Below are 16,221 nucleotides of genomic sequence, written 5' to 3'. Positions count from 1 at the left end.
GGCCTCGTTACAGGTAGGACGTGTCGTTCACCAGACGCACCGAGGAGCCCCCGTCCGGGTAGAACTCGGCCATCGACAGCGAGGCCAGATCCAGGTGCAGGCGGTAGAGCAGGGACGGGCCGACGCCGAGCGCCAGCTGCAGCAGCGTCTTGATGGGCGTGACGTGGCTGACGACCACGATGTTCCGGCCGGGGTACAGCGCCACCAGGTCCCGGCGGACGGCCTCGACCCGCTCGCGCACCTGGTCGAAGCTCTCGCCGCCGGGCGCGGATACCGACGGATCGCCCAGCCATCGCGCGTGCAGCTCCGGATCGCGCTGCGCCGCTTCGGAGAACGTCAGGCCCTCCCACTCGCCGAAATCGGTCTCGATCAGCCCGTCGAGCACCCGCACCGGCGCATCGAGGGCCTGCGCCGCGGCCTCGGCCGTCTCCCGCGCCCGTCCGAGGGGCGAGGTGACGACCGCCGCGATATCGCCCTTGGCCGCAAGATATTTCGCCGCCCGCGCCGCCTGCTCCCGGCCCAGCTCGGTCAGCGGCGGATTGCCCCGGCCCGAATACCGGCGCTGCACAGACAGTTCCGTCTGTCCGTGCCGCAGCAGCAACAGCCGCGTGGGACGGCCGCGCGCCCCGGTCCACCCGGGCCCCGTCGCTTCGGCCCCGCCGGTCGCCGCCGGACGCCGCGAGCCCGGCCCCTCGTGTCCCGCCGAGGACGACGACTGTGCCTGCGCCGCTTGCGCGTCCGCGACCTCGTCGATCCAGCCGGGCATGTCACGCTCGGCGCCCACGGCCGGACCGCCCGCGTCGATCCGGGTCGGCGGGGGCGAATCTTCCTGCGCCGCCGCCGGTTTCGCGCGTGACTCGGAGGCGGGCGCATGCCCGGCGTCCTCCGCGGCACGCACCTCCTCGACCAGGTCCGCATCGTCCATCGCCTCGTTGGCGAGGCGGTCGGCGTGCGAGTTCTCCGCGCGCGGAATCCATTCGAACGTCACGCGGTCGAATCCGGCGACCAGCCGCCGGGCCCGGTCGGCGAGCGGAACCATGCCCGCGTGCTTGACCTTCCAGCGGCCCGACATCTGCTCCACCACGAGCTTGGAGTCCATCCGGACGTCGACCTCAGCGGCGCCCAGCTCGGCGGCCGCCTCCAAACCCGCGATGAGCCCGCGGTATTCGGCGACATTGTTCGTGGTGACCCCGAGCGCCTCGCGGCGCTCGGCCAGCACCCGCGCATGCCCGCAATCCCACACCACCGCGCCGTATCCGGCCGGTCCGGGATTTCCCCGCGAGCCACCGTCGGCCTCGACGATCACCTTCGTCACGGCCGGGCTCACAACCCGGACTGCTTGGTGCGCACCAGGATCGCGCCGCATTCGGGACAGCGCACCACGACCGCCGGATCGGTCTTGGCGATGCGGGCGATCTCGCCGCGATCGAGTTCGATGCGGCAGGCACCGCAGCGGCGGGCCTGCAGCAGCGCCGCGCCCACACCGTGCTGGGCGCGCTGCTTGTCGTAGATCGCCAGCAGTTCCGGGGCGAACTCGGTGACCAGCCGCTCGCGGTCGGTGGCGCAGCGCCCGGCCGCGACCTCGAGATCGGCCAGCGCCTCGTCGCGGCGGCGCTGTGCCTGCTCGAGGTCCTGTTCGGCCTTGGACAGGTTGGCCCCGGCGTGCTGATGGTCGGCGGCGGCCGCCTCGCGGCGCTCCATCACCTCGAGCATGTCGTCCTCGAGCACCGTGCGGCGGCGCTGCAGGCTGCCGAGCTCGTGCTGCAGCTCCGACAGCTGCTTGGCGGCGACGGCACCGCTGTCGAGCATGCCCTTGTCGCGCTCCTCGCGCTTGCGGACGCCGTCGACCTCGGTCTCCAGCTTGCGGATGTCGCGGTCCAGATCATCGATCAGGATCTCGACCTTCACCGCCGCATCCTTGCGGGCGGTGCGCTCCTGCTCCAGCCGCTGGACCTCCTGCTCCTCGGGCAGCACCTTGCGGCGGTGTTCGATCCGCGTCAGCTCGGCGTCGACGGCGGCGAGATCGAGCAGCTTGGCCTGGATCGGTGGTTCGACATTCAACGCGGAACTTACTCCTCGACACTGTGGACGTTTCTGCGGCGGCCCGGTCGGGCGACCGACATCGAAGTTCAACCGTACTCCGCCGCGCACGCGATTCCGGTGTGGCAGGGTCGTCGGTATGCATCGTTATGAGGTGGAGGTCGCGTGGAGCGGGGCGACCACCGATTATCGCTCCTACTCCCGCAACCACGAGGCATTCGCACCCGGCCGCCCGCCGCTGCCGAGCAGCGCCGACCCGGTCATCGGGCGCGGCGATGCCACCCGGTGGAATCCGGAGCTGCTGCTGATCGCGTCGCTGTCGCAGTGCCACATGCTGTGGTACCTGCATCTGTGCACCGAGGCGGGCATCGTGGTCACCGACTACCGCGACACCGCCGAGGGCACCATGAACAACCAGCGTTTCCTCCAGGTCACCCTGCGCCCGCGGGTCACGATCACCGATCCGGCGCACACCGACGCCGCCCGCGAGTTGCATGCCGAGGCCCACAAGCGCTGCTTCATCGCCAACTCGATGAATTTCCCGGTCGACCACGAGCCCACGATCACCGCGTCCGGATAGCGGCTGCGCGGCCACCTACCCCCGCGTGCTGTCGAGGAACGCCAGGATGTGACCGAAGACGTCCAGGGCGGCGCCGCGGCCGATGAAGGTGTCCAGGTGGCCGTAGCCGGGGATCTCGATGTACCGCACATCCACGCTCGGGTGGCGGGCGGTGAGGACCTCGTGGCAGAGCCTGTTGGAGTCGTGCCAGAACTTGTTCTCACTGCCCGACAGCAGCAGCACGGGACAGTCGATCCGGTCGGCATGATCGAGGGCGTTCTCGGGGAGGGCGCGGTAGCGGTCGTCCCGCTCGGTCCAGCGAACCATGGTGTGCGCCAACTCGGCTCGCCGGATGTGCGGCAGTGTCCAGAGCGGGAGCGGGCCGAGCAGCTCGGCCAGCCGGTCATGGGTGCGGCGGTCCAGATTGCGGTGGGCGAACAGCTCCCCGCCCATACCCCAGTTCCTGTGCACCAGGCGGCAGGTGGGGTCGGCGCAGTCGCCGCCGCGGGCCATGGCCGCGAACAGCGGGGTGTAGCGCGACCACAGGCCGACCTTGCGAAAGTCGGTCGGGATGTGGTCGATCCAGGTCCGCGCCAGTTCGCCGCCCAGCGCCGACCGCACGCGGGCGCGTCCGCTCAGCTTGGGCGTGAGGAACACCCCCTGCGCGACGACACCGGCGAGGCCCGGCAGCAGCCCGGCCGCGAGGCTCATCGACAGCGCGAGCGCGCCGATGCACTGCGCGACGACGAACAGCGGACGCTCGCCGATGACGCCGCGAATGTGGGCGACGGCATCGGGGATGTCGTAGATCGCGACATCGTCGTAGCTGAAGCGGGCGCCGGTCTCGTTGTAGGGCAGCGCGCTGCTGCCGCGCCAGTCCAGCAGCCACGGCTCGTATCCGGCATCCACCAGCGAGTCGACGATATTGCGAATCTCGGGCAGCCGGAACATCTCCGACGAGGCGGACTGGCCGTGCAGCAGCAGGACCGCGGGACGCGTCGAGTCGCCGGTGTCGACGCGGCGCAGCCGGAGCCGGGTGCCGTCGCCCGCGCGCAGCGGGATCTCCTCGACCGGCGGCGGCGGGGTCGCGGGCAGCAGGGTCATCGAGTCAGCTCCTTCGATCGGGCGCCCTGGCGCAGGTCGAGCAGGTCGGCACCGACGCGCAGCACGGGTTCGGCGAGGCCGAGGCCGACCTGGGAGTACAGCCACCCGAGCCAGAGCAGTTTGGCGGTGCGCGCCTCCCGCTCGGTGAGGGCGGGGTTGGTCCGGATGCCGTCGATCTGATCCGCCACGAAGCCGCCGGACGGCACGACGACTTCGCCTGTGAGAGTGGCTGTTTCGCCTTCGCGGCCGATCTCGACGGTCAGTGCGCGCGTCTGCCGCCACCAGTCGCGGCGGGCCGCGGCGGTCTTCCGGCCCTCCAGCCACCACGCGTTCCCGTCGGCGTCACGCAGCCGCAGCCGATAGTGCAGCAGCGGATGGCGCAGGCCGTGGCGACGCGGAATGCCCGCGTGCGGGCGGACCAGGGCGTCACCGGATTCCACCGTGAGCGGGCTCGAATGTAGTGCCGGACAGCGAATATCGCCGCTCACGTCGATGCGGCGCTCGGTGGTCAGCTGGTACATGCTCGCGATGGACAGCGTGAGCGACAGCGAGCACGGGCTGTCGCCGACGGTGCCCTCGAGGGTTTCGGGGAACCACAGGTGCGGGGTGTCCGCGGGCCGGGGCAGCAGCGCGACACCACCGGCCGCCAGCCGCTCCACGGTCGCCTGCTGGGCGCGGGCGTCGTAGCGTTCGGCGGGCGGGAGGTCGCGCTCGGCGATGAATGCGCGCGTGCGCTCGCAGGTGGCGGCGGGCACGTTCATCGACGCCTCGCACAGGTGTTGCGCGGCCGGGTTCTCGAGGATCCGGGCCAGGTATTCCAGCTCGGGTACCGGCTCGGTTCGGATACGGTGCAACGTCTCCGCGCGCCAATCCTCCCAATGTTGTACGCGCAGGGGCATTCCGGCGATCGACATCTCGCGGACGACGTCGTCGAGGACGCTGGGGACGCCGGTCAGGTGATAGTTGTAACCCCACGCCGCCGGGTCGCAGACGATGGCCGCCGAGATCCGGCTGACCCAATCCACCGGGGCCACATTGAGATACCGGAAGGCGGGCGCGGTGCGGAATCGGGTGAAGGCGCCGCTGAACGCGCTGCTCAGATCGTGCGGGTTGTGCGCACCGGTCGCGGTGTGGCCGCCGATTCCGCCGGGACGCAGGAAGGTGACGGGCAGGCCGTGTTCGCGGGCTCGGCGCAGTGCCGCCTCGGCGGCCCATTTGGTCTTGTCGTAGCCCGCCACCAGCTTGTCGATGTGCGCGACCGGATCGTCCTCCCCCATCGACTCGATGCCGAGTTCGTTGAAGACCGCGATCGACGAGATGTGGTGCAGCGGTTTGGTCCTGCCGGTCGTCGCCAGTTCGGCGAGGGTGAGCGGGCCGATCACATTGCTCTGCCGCAGTGAGGAGTAGCCGCGCAGGAAATCCACCGCGGCGGCGACGTTGACGATGGCGTCCAGCTCGACGGCCAGCGCATCCCAGTGCTCGTCGGACAGGCCGAGGCGCGGCCGCCGAATATCGCCCGCCAGCACCGTGACCCGGCGGCGCACCTCCGCCGACCAGGGCAGCCGGAAGCTCGCCAGGGCCTCCCCCAGCCGGGTCAGCGCCGCCTCGTCGTCCTCCGCGCGCACCAGGCAGGCGACATGGGCATCGCTGTGGCGCAACAGATCCAGCAGGAGGTGGCTGCCGAGGAATCCGGTGGCGCCGGTCAGCAGGATGCGCCGGGGCGCGATCTTCTCCGGCGCGCCCACCCAGGGCAGGTTGTCGGCGGCCGCGATATCGGCCATGATCCGGCGCAGGTCCTCGTCCTCGGCGGGAACGACGGCCGTTGCCGCCGAGGCGGTATCGATGCCTCGCTCGGCCAGCCACCGCTGCGCCAGCCGCTGCGGCCGCGCATCGGCGAACACGTCGTCCAAGCTCAGCTCGACCTCGAGTTCCCGAGCCGCCGCCGCCACGAACTCCACCGCCCCCACCGATGTCCCTCCCCCGTCGAAGAAATCGGTTCCGGGAGCGATGGGTTCGGCGATGAACCGATTGGCCACGCGGGTCAGCGCCGCCGCCAACGAGTCCACATCCCACGTGATGGCGACAGCGGGCTCGGCGGCGGCTTCGGGTTCGGGGGTTGGGGTTCCGCGGGCGGCTGCCAGGAGGTCGGCGATGTTCGATCCGTCGCGCTGGCCGGTTTCGATGAATGCCGCGCGGGAATGGTGGTCCACGGGAATACCTTTCATTGTCACTGCTCCCACGAGCGGTACGCGCGCAGTTGGGCGGGCGACACCTGGATGTCCAGCACCGGGGTGGCGGGATCGCTCTCGCCGAGGGCGGCGAGGAGGCGGCGGGCCGGGATGTTGCGGCCGGTGTCGTGTGCCGTGAGGCGCACCCGGGCACAGCCCAGCGCGTCGGCTCGGTCGGCGAGCCAGGCCAGCAGCCGCTCCTCCACCCCGCGGCCGAGTGCGCGGCAGCTCAGGTGCCAGCCGAGCACCCGCAGGGTGTCGTCCTCGGCGCGGACGGCCAGCACGGCGATCTGACCGTAGTCGCCGAAGCGGTCGCGGGCGGCGGCCGTCCATACCTCGCCATCGCGGCGCCATTGATCGAATTCGCCCGCGGCGACCGCGTGCAACGCGAACTGATTGGTGCGCCGGATGAGCTGGGCCGCGCGCTCCGCGCTCTGCTCCGACAGGGCGGTGATGTCCACCCGAAGCTCCAGCCGCGCAAGGAATTCCGCGAACTCGGTACCGTCGCGGGCCGCTTCGCGATCGCGTTCCTGATCGTAGAACCGCGCCCGCGCGGCGTCCTCCGCGGTCGCCGCCATCGGCACGATCGGCCAGAGCCGTTCCAGGAAGGCGTCGAGTTCGCCCGTCGGCGGGCACGTCAGGCTGAGCACGTCCGGCAATTCGGCGCGGACCCGGGCGATTTCGACGGGGTTGTCGTCGAGGAAGACGAAACTGTCCGTGCCGAGCCGCAATTCGCGGGCGGCCGCGGTCAGGCGTTCGGGCTTGGGGCGCCAGCCGGTGGAGATCACGCTGAAATGCTCGGCGCGCAGCAGCGCGTCGGGACGATTCAGCACCGCGCGGACCGTCGCGTCGTCGTTGTTGGAGACCAGGACCAGCAGCGCACCCGCCGCCCGCCACTGCAGCAGGCGCCGGGCCAGCCGGGCCCGCGGTCCGGTGAGGTCGACCTCCTGTGGGCCGAGTTCCCCCGCCACCCCGCTCCACAGCGTCTCGTCGCCGTCCACCGCGATCACCTTCGGTGCCGGTCCGGTCGCGGCGGCGACGATATCGGCCAGCGTAAGGGCAACGGCCGCTTGGAATTCCGGCGTGAACGGCAGATGCGCGAGCGCCTCGGTCCGTTCGTCGAACCGGTCCCCGACCTCCTGGTGCCGGGTCCACCGATCCGGCTCCACGACGGCGACACCGGGGATGTCGCGCAGCTCGTCCGCCAGCTGCCGCTCCCACCGCGCGAACCGCTCGTCGGCCGTGCGCGACGGCAGCAGACCGACGATCAGCGGGCGGCGCGTGCGCTCGGTGAGCGCTCGCACCGCCGCCGGATAGTCCGCCGCGAGTTCAGCGAGCAGTTCGTCGTCAACCGTCCCGAACCGTTCCAGGTCGGCGCCACGCAGCAGCGCGATACCGACGGCCGTCGACGAATCGGCGAAGACACCGGAGGGATCCCGCAGGCTCGTCAGCACCTGGTGGTAGGGCGCTTCGACAACCGGAATCCCGTCCAGGGCAAGCCCGCACAGCTCCGGCAGCGAACCCGACGCGAACGTCGCCCCCAGCGCCACGGCGGAAATCCCGGCGGGCTGCGGCCGGGCGGGCTGGTCGGGTGCCTCGGCGATCTCGGAGAGCAGGGCGAGGTACTCCGAACCGAGGGCGGCGCAGGTGTGGTCGTCGAGGATGTCGCGGTTGAAGATCAGGCCGACCCGGCCGAGATCCGCCATGACCGTCACCATCAGGTCCAGGTCGGTACTGCCGCCGGTGGCGGGGACGACCTCCAAGTGGTCGAATCCCCGGCCGGAGCGCAGGAAATTGAAGTAGACCTCGATCATCGGCGCGTTGTCCCGATACAGCCCCTCGGCCGCCAGCAGCGCCAGCGCATCGGAGAATCCGGTTCCGTGGGTGAGCAGCCGGCGCAGCCGGGAACCGGTGCGGCGCAGCACATCCGCGACCCGCTCCCCCTGCTCGACCGTCGCCGGGTACGGCATCGGAACACCGAAATAGCCGACGGCGTCCGGCGCGTCGCCGTAGATGCGGGTGTCGACGGGAACCGCCAGCACGAACCTGTCCAGGCTCCGGCGGCGAGCCAGCAGCACGGTCAGGACGCCGAGGAAGAATGCGGCCGGGGTGATGTCCATCTCGCGCGCCCGCTCCGACACCCGCTCCATCAGCCCATCGGGCAGGTCCAGTGCGAGCGTGCCGGATCGGTAGGTCCGCGTCGCCGGACGCGAGTCGGCCGGTGCCAGGTCGATCCGGGCGCTGCCGCGGAATTCGGTGCGCCAGTCCGCATGTCCGGTCTCGGCGGCACGCCGGTCCTGCGCGGTGAGCAGGGCGTCGATATCGTGATTCGAGGCGGCCGCCGCCGGTGGCCGACCGGCCAGCTCGGCGTCCAGCTCGCCCGCCACCAGCAGCATCGAGGCGATATCGGACACGCTGTGGTGCGCGCCGAAGATCAATGCCTGTGCACCGGAATCGGATTCGAGCAGTTCGAACCGCCACAGCCGGTCCACCGCCAGATCGAACGCCGGTTCCAGCAGTGCCCGCAGCCGGTCGGCCACGGCCTCGTCGCTCAGCTCCGCGACACGGGCCGCGCGCAGCAGCGGGCCCGCCGGTTCGCGCCGTACCCGCAGACTCCGGCCGTGTTCGGCACTGGGCACGACGGCCGTGCGCAGGGCCGCGTGCCGCCCGGCCAGCCGGTCCAGCATCGCTTCCAACTCCGGCACCGTGACCTCGATACCGAGCCGGACCGCCATGGCGACCGTGTGTGCCGCCGCCGGAACACCGTGCTGCGCACTGCGAATCAATCGCAGGACATCGCGGGGAGCGGGTCGTGACTCGACCTCCGGCAGCTCGATGTCGTTGCCGCGCACGGTCACCGGGGCCGCACCGTCGGCCACGGCGCTCACCAGGTAGCGGGCGAGCGCCAGCGGGGTCGGATTGTCGAAGATCGCCGACACCGGAACGACCGCACCCGTGGTGTCGCGCAATCGATTACGCAGCTCCACCACCGTCAGCGAGTCGAAGCCGAAGTTCTGCAGGGACTGCTCGGCGCCGATATCCGCCGACCGCTCGTGCCCCAGCACCGCGGCCATCTGCTCGCGAACCACCTCCAGGCCGAGCGCGACGGCCGCCTCCCCGGACAATTCCGCGATGCGCGCGGCGAACCGCGGCGCGGCAGCGAGACCGGCGGGTTCGGAGGCGGCGGCCCGCCGGGGCACCGCCCGGATCAGCCCGCGCAACAGCGGCGGCACCTCGCCCTCGAAGGCGGCGGTATCGATGCGCACCGGGACCAGCGCGGGCTGCGACAGCCCGATCGCCGTGTCGAACAACGCCATACCGTCGCGCGGCTCGAGGGCCGCCACCCCGGCGCGGCGCACCCGGTCCCGATCCCCGCTCGAGATCGTGTCGGCGAGGCCGAGGGCCCACATGCCCCACGCCAGCGAGTGCGCGGGCAGGCCCCGCGCGACGCGATGCGCGGCCAGGCCGTCCAGGAATGCGTTCGCCGCCGCGTAGTTCGCCTGCCCCGGCGAGCCGACGACGCCGGAGACCGAGGAGAACAGGACGAACAGCGACAGGTCCAGATGTGCGGTCGCCTCGTGCAGGTGCAGCGCGGCATCCACCTTCGGCGCGAGCACCGCATCCAACCGGTCGGGGGTCAGCGCACCGACGGTGCCGTCGTCGATCACACCGGCGACGTGCACGACGCCGGTCAGCGCGTTATCGGCGATCAGCTCGCGAACGCCGTCGGCGTCGGTCAGGTCGCACTGTGCGACAACCACTTCGGCGCCCAGGCCGGTCAGTTCGGCGACCAGTTCGCCCGCGCCGGGCGAGTCGAGGCCGCGGCGCCCGGCGAGCAGCAGCCGCTTGACATTGTGCGCACTCACCAGGTGCCGTGCGACGACTCGGCCTATCGCGCCGAACGCACCGGTCACCAGCACCGAGCCGCCTTCCAGCGTGGGGGCGTCCGGTTCGGGATCGGTGACGCGGGCCAGCCTGGCCACGTGGGCCCGGCCGCCGCGAATCACCACCTGGGGCTCGCCGACGGCGAGGGCGGCGGCCGTATCCAGCGGACCGTCGGTGTCCACCAACAGGATTCGGCCGGGGTTCTCGGTCTGGGCCGACCGCACGAGGCCCCAGACCGCGGCACCGGCGAGATCGGCCACGTCTTCTCCGGGCAGCGCGATCGCCCGCCGGGTGTGTACGACCAGCATGGTCCCGCTGTGCTGCTCGTCGGCGAGCCGATCCTGCACTGTCGCCAGCATCGCGCGGGTGGCGGTGTGTACGTCGGCCGCGGTGTTACCGGGCGAATTCTCCACTACGACAACCGGTGTCGGGACATCCGGCACCGTCGACGGCGAGACGGAGCGCCATTCCAGCCGATACAGATCCCGCCGCGCCGCGGCCGGTCCGGCGGTGAGCCGCTCGACCGGCGCCGGACGGGCGTACACGGACGCGGCCGAGATCACCGGCTGCCCGGCGGGATCCGTGGCGAGCAGCGTCACGCCACCGGATCCGGAGCGCCGCAGCCGGACCCGCAGGGCGGTGGCACCGATGGCCGACACGGTCACCTCGTCCCACGCCAACGGCAGCAGCACCTGATCGCTGTCGTCATCGACGATCAGCGCGGCGTGCAGGGCGGCGTCGAGCAACGCCGGGTGCAGGCAGAAATCGCTCGCGGCCCCGGCCGACTCCGGCAGCGCCACCTCGGCGAACAGCTCGTCCCCGCGTCGCCAGGCCGCCCGTAGTCCCTGGAAGGCCGGACCGTAACCGTAGCCGCGCGCACCCAGCCGGGCATACGCTCCGCCGAGGTCGACCGCGGTGGCATCGGTGGGCGGCCAGGTGCCGAACTCGCCCGTCGGCACCGCCGCCTCGCTCGACAGCACGCCCTGGGCGTGCCGCTGCCACGTATCGCCGTCGCGGTCGATTCTGGAGTAGATCGCCACCGGCCGCGCACCCGATGCCGCGGCGCCGACGAGCACCTGCACCTGCACCTGCACCGCACCATTGCGGGGAATGACCAGGGGCGCCTGCAGAATCAGCTCACGCAGTGTGCCGCAGCCGGTTTCGTCCCCCGCGCGCATCGCGAGTTCGACCAGCCCGGCACCGGGGAACACGATCACCTCCGAGACCGTGTGATCGGCCAGCCACGGCTGGGTCCGCACCGACAGCGAGCCGATCAGTGTCACCGCATCCGATTCGGGCTGCGGCACGACCGCGGTCACGAACGGATGGCCGCTCGGGTTCCATTCGGCCGCACCGGATTCCGCGGTGGAGCGGGTGGGCTGCAGCCAGTGTCGGGTGCGCTGGAAGGCGTATGTCGGCAGGTCGACGCGCCGCGCCCCGTAGCTCGCGTAGAAGCCCGCCCAGTCGACCGTTCCGCCTGCCGCGTGCAGGTGCGCGGCCGAGGTCAGCAGGCGCGGCAGCCCTCCGTCGTCCCGCAGCACCGTGGCGCCGATATGGACGTCGGCGAAGGGGTCGAGGGTGTCGATGGTCTCCTGGATGCCGGTGGTCAGCAGCGGATGGGCACCGACCTCGACGAACGTCCGGTACCCGGCCCGGTACGCGGCCCGCACCGCATCCTCGAACAGCACCGTGTCGCGGACGTTGTGCCACCAGTAGTCCGCGTCGAGCGCGGTGGTGTCGAGCAGTTCGCCCCGCACGGTGGAGAAGAACGCGACGGGCGCGGCGGTGGCCGTGCTGTCCGCGAACGCCTCGTCCAGGCCCTCCCGCACCGCCTCGACGTGATGCGAGTGCGACGAGTACTCGACCGCGATGCGGCGCGCCCAGGTGCCGTCGGACTCGCACTGCGCCAGCAGTTCGTCGATGGCCGACCGATCCCCGGACACGACCGTCGCGGCCGGACCGTTGATCGCCCCGATCTCGATCCGCCCGTGCCACTGGGCGATTCGCTCACGCACGGTCTCGGCGGGGCTCGCCACGGTCGCCATGGCGCCGGTCCCCGCGAGTTCGGCCAAGGCCCGGCCGCGCCGCGCGACCAGGCGGGCCGCCTCGCGCAGCGTCAGCGCACCGGCCACGCAGGCGGCGGCGATCTCCGCCTGCGAATGCCCGATCACCGCGGCCGGGCGCACGCCGAGCGATTCCCACAGGCGGGTCAGCGAGACGGCCACCGCGAACAACACCGGCTGCACCACGTCCAGCCGATCCAGCTCGGGCGCGCCCTCGACGCCGCGCAGCACGTCGATGAGCGACCAGTCGACGAATTCGCCCAGCACGTCGGCGCATTCGTGCAGGCGCGCGGCGAAGACCGGCGCGGAATCCAGCAGTTCCAGTGCCATACCGGGCCACTGAGATCCGTTGCCCGCGAACACGAATACCGTCTCGCCGGTGCCGGTGCGGTGCCCGCGCACGACATCGGCGCACGGTTCACCGTCGGCCAGCGAGCGCAGCCCGGCCAGCAGCCGGTCGCGGTCGTCGCCCAGCACGACGGCGCGGACATCGAAGGTGGATCGGGTCGCCGCTAGCGACCAGCCGACATCGATCGGATCCAGCTCGGGATGCCGCTCGAGGTGCTCGAGAAGCCTGCCCGCCTGGGCGGACACCGCCTCGGAGGTGGTGCCCGACAACGCAAGTGGCACCACGGCTGGCCGGTCCCGCGGTCCCGCGCCCGTCGCGGAGTCGGCGCCGATGTCGACGGCGGGCGGCTGCTCGAGAATCACGTGGACGTTGGTCCCGCTGATCCCGAACGACGACACACCGGCGCGGCGCGGATGCCCGTTCATCGGCCACTCGCGCGCGTCGGTCAGCAGTTCCACCGCACCGGCCGACCAATCCACGTGCGTGCTGGGCGCGTCCACATTGAGCGTCGCGGGCAGCATCTCGTGCCGCATCGCCGCGACCATCTTGATGACCCCGCCGACACCCGACGCGGCCTGCGTGTGACCGAGATTGGACTTCACCGAGCCCAGCCACAGCGGCCGGTCGGCGGGGCGGTCCTGCCCGTAGGTGGCCAGCAGCGCCTGGGCCTCGATGGGATCGCCGAGCGTGGTGCCGGTGCCGTGCGCCTCCACCACGTCCACCTCGGCGGCCGTGACGCCCGCGGCGGCCAGCGCCCGGGTGATCACCCGCCGCTGCGACGGGCCGTTGGGCGCCGACAGGCCGTTGCTCGCGCCGTCCTGGTTCACCGCCGAACCGCGCACGACCGCGAGCACCGGATGCCCGTTGCGGACGGCATCGGAAAGTCGTTCCAGCACAACGACGGCCGCGCCCTCGGAGAAGCCGGTGCCGTCGGCCGCATCGGCGAACGCCTTGATCCTGCCGTCGGGCGCGAGCCCGCGCTGCCGCGAGAATCCGACGAACACACTGGGTGTCGACATCACCGTGACACCACCGGCCAGCGCCAGCGTGCACTCCCCCGCCCGCAGGGCCTGCGCCCCGAGATGGAGCGCGACCAGCGACGACGAGCAGGCAGTGTCGACCGAGACCGCCGGGCCCTGCAAGCCGAGAGTGTAGGCCACCCGCCCGGAAACCACACTCGTGGTGATGCTTTCGCCCAGATACGCCTCGGCCCCGTCGGGCACCCGGCCGTGGAGCCGGGCCGCGTAGTCGGTGTAGGAGACCCCGGCGTAGACACCGGTCGAACTCCCCTTCAGCGTCTTGGGGTCGATTCCGGCCCGCTCCAACGCTTCCCAGGTGACCTCGAGCATCAGTCGCTGCTGGGGATCCATGGCCGCCGCCTCGCGCGGGCTGATCCGGAAGAAGTTCGCGTCGAAATCCGCCGCCGTGCGCAGGAATCCGCCGTGGCGGGTATAGGTCCGGCCCGGCTGCTCCGGATCGGGGTCGAACAGGTTGTCCAGATCCCAGCCGCGGTCGTCGGGGAACGGCGACTGCACCTGACGGCCCTCGGCCACGACCTCCCACAGGTCGTCCATCGACTCCACGCCACCCGGATACCGGCAGCCGATGCCCACGATGACCACCGGGTCGCTACCGGGATCCACTGGGGGCGCGGCGCTTTCGCGCGGCTGCTCGGCTTCCTCGGGAGCGAGCAGCGTGACGAGATGATCGGCCAGATCCTGCGGGGTCGGGTAGTCGAATACGGTCGTCGCCGGGAGTTTGAGCCCGGTCATCCGGCGCAGCCGGTTGCGGAGTTCGACGGCGCCCAGCGAGTCGAAGCCCAGGTCCCGGAACGTGGATTCGGGCTCGACGGCGTGACCGCCGTCATGGCCGAGCACCTCCGCCGCATGGGTCCGGACCGTCGACAGCAGCAGCGCGCGCCGATCGCCCTCAGGGAGCCCGGCGAGGCGCGCGACGATCCGTGGTTGCTCGGCGGCACGGACCGGCGCGGCGTGGACGCGGGTGAGGATCTCGGCCAGCCGCGGTCCGGGCACCTCCCGCACGACCAGCGAATCCAGCTGCGCCACCGGATTACCCGCGCCATCGGACAGCGCGACCCGCACCCGGCCGTCGCCGGTCCGGGCCAGGTGCACCCGCAGTGCCGACGCCCCGGTGGAGTGCAGTGACACACCCGCCCAGGAGAAGGGGAACAGCACGGACCCCTCCCGGGCCGACAGGCCCGCGAAACCCATGGCATGCAGCGCGGCATCGGCCAGCGCCGGGTGCAGACCGTACCGCCCGGCGTCGCCGCGCACGGATTCGGGCGCGACGACCTCGGCGAAGATGTCGTCGCCGCGTCGCCACGCCGATCGCAATCCGCGGAAGGCCGGGCCGAAAACGTATCCGCGCGCGGCGAGTTCGCCGTACAGCTGCTCTACGTCAAGCGTCTCGGCGGACGTCGGCGGCCAATCGCGCAGTGCCGGAATACGTTGCGGCACACCGGACAGCGTTCCCTCGGCGTGATTCACCCACGGCGCGTCGGCCTCGGAATCGGGCCGGGTCAGGATCGAGACGCTGCGGTCGCCGGACGCGTCGGGTCCGCCGACCGCCACGTGCACCGCGAGCCCGCCGGACGCCGGGATCACCACCGGCGCGTTCTGTACCAGCTCGCCGATGCCCCCGCAGCCCGCCTCGCGGGCCGCGCGCAGCGCGAGTTCGACCAGGCCCGCACCGGGCAGCAGGATCCAGGTGCCGTCCGCGGAGACGCCGTGATCGGTCAGCCACGGGCAGGTGGACCGGGAGAGGTACCCGGCCAGCAGGATGCCGTCCGAATTGTGCTGCGGCACTACCGCGTCGAGGATCGGGTGGTCGATATCGCGCAGGCCGAGGCGCGCGACGGACGGGACCGAATCGCCCCGCCCGCCCCGTGGCAGCAGCCGTTCCCACTCCAGTGGGTAGCCGCCCGCGTACAGCTGCGCCAGACCTTCGTGCAGACAGGTCGGACCGTGCTCGCCGCGGCGCAGCGACCCGACCGCGACGATGTCGTGTCCGGCGTCCTCGGCGATCGTCTCGAGGGCGGTCCCCAGCGAGGGATGCATGCCCATTTCGACGAAGTACCGGAAACCGTCCGCCAGCATCACCTCGGCGGTATCGGCGAACCGGACCGTATTGCGCAGATTGTCGTACCAGTACTCGGCATCCGGAACCCGTTCTCCGACAGGCGCACTCAGGACGGTGGAGTACCAGGGCACGGCGCTCGGTCGCGGCGCCAGTCCGGCGAGATCGGACAGCAGGCGTTCGCGGATCGGTTCCACCTGGCGGCAGTGCGACGGACGGCGGATCGCGAGCCGCCGCGTGAACACGCCGTCGCGCTCGAGCTCGTCCAGCAACGCCCGCAACGGTTCCGGCTCACCGGACACCACCGTCGCCCGGCCGCTGTTGACCGCGGCCACCGAGACGCGGCCGTCCAGCGCCGCCAGATGCGTGTCGACCCGGTCGCGGGGCAGCCCGATCACCGCCATGAGCCCGGTGCCGTCGTTGTCGGCCATGGCCCGGCTGCGCAGCGCCACCACGGCGGCGGCGTCGGCGAGGCCGAGCGCACCGGCGATATGGGCCGCCGCGATCTCGCCCTGGCTGTGCCCGATCACGGCGTCGGGTTCGACCCCGCGATCTCGCCACACCGCGGCGAGCGACACCATGACCGCGAACAGCACCGGCTGCACGACCTCCTCGCGGTCCAGCAGTTGCTCCAGCGACGGCGCCCCGCCCTCGCCGCGCAGCACGGCCTCGGCGGACCAGCCGGTGAGCGGGCGCAGGGCGGCCTCGCACCGGTCGAATTGCGCTCGGAATACCGGTGATTCGTCGAGCAGGTCGCGGGCCATGCCGACCCACTGCGCGCTCTGGCCGGGAAAGACGAATGCCAGCTTGCCGCGCACCGTGGTCTCCGGCGCCGGTATCAGCCCGGGTGCGGGCTGTTCACCGGCGAGACCCCGCAATCCGGTGAGCAGTCCGCCG

Annotated in this window: 5 protein-coding genes and 3 pseudogenes; 1 reads left to right on the top strand and 7 read right to left on the bottom strand. The window is 71.8% G+C overall.

From position 1 onward, the window contains the following. Positions 1 to 7: 7 nt before the first annotated feature. A complete protein-coding gene (locus QH290_RS17675) occupies positions 8 to 1,366 on the bottom strand; it encodes a bifunctional RNase H/acid phosphatase (RefSeq protein WP_425303618.1) in 1,359 nt (452 codons plus the stop codon). Continuing rightward, a complete protein-coding gene (locus QH290_RS17670; protein WP_280267665.1) occupies positions 1,324 to 2,061 on the bottom strand; it encodes a zinc ribbon domain-containing protein in 738 nt (245 codons plus the stop codon). The genes QH290_RS17675 and QH290_RS17670 overlap by 43 nt, the downstream gene beginning before the upstream one ends. A 118-nt stretch (positions 2,062 to 2,179) precedes the next feature. On the opposite strand from QH290_RS17670, the gene QH290_RS17665 reads away from it, so the two are divergent. Then, a complete protein-coding gene (locus tag QH290_RS17665) occupies positions 2,180 to 2,620 on the top strand; it encodes an OsmC family protein (RefSeq protein WP_280267664.1) in 441 nt (146 codons plus the stop codon). Positions 2,621 to 2,635: 15 nt separating this feature from the next. On the opposite strand, the gene QH290_RS17660 is transcribed toward QH290_RS17665, so the two are convergent. The 5 genes and pseudogenes from QH290_RS17660 to QH290_RS38125 form a co-directional block, all read right to left on the bottom strand. Further along, positions 2,636 to 3,703, bottom strand: coding sequence for an alpha/beta hydrolase (locus QH290_RS17660; protein ID WP_280383995.1), 1,068 nt, complete (start codon positions 3,701 to 3,703; stop codon positions 2,636 to 2,638). Continuing rightward, on the bottom strand, positions 3,700 to 5,913 hold the full coding sequence (locus tag QH290_RS17655) for a thioester reductase domain-containing protein (protein WP_280383993.1): 2,214 nt from the start codon (positions 5,911 to 5,913) through the stop codon (positions 3,700 to 3,702). Before QH290_RS17655 ends, QH290_RS17660 begins: the two co-directional genes overlap by 4 nt. Before the next feature lie 17 nt (positions 5,914 to 5,930). Next, positions 5,931 to 11,132 (bottom strand): annotated as a pseudogene (locus QH290_RS38295) (HAD-IIIC family phosphatase); the annotation flags it as partial. Between the two features lie 177 nt (positions 11,133 to 11,309). Beyond that, positions 11,310 to 14,138: pseudogene (locus tag QH290_RS38290) on the bottom strand (type I polyketide synthase); the annotation flags it as partial. 123 nt (positions 14,139 to 14,261) lie between these two features. Beyond that, a pseudogene (locus tag QH290_RS38125) lies at positions 14,262 to 16,112 on the bottom strand (acyltransferase domain-containing protein); the annotation flags it as partial. Positions 16,113 to 16,221 lie beyond the last annotated feature (109 nt).

Source organism: Nocardia wallacei (assembly GCF_029869545.1).
Taxonomy (GTDB): Bacteria; Actinomycetota; Actinomycetes; order Mycobacteriales; family Mycobacteriaceae; genus Nocardia; species Nocardia wallacei_A.
Note: the sequence above shows the minus strand (reverse complement) of the source record. Positions and strands in the feature narration are given on the sequence as shown.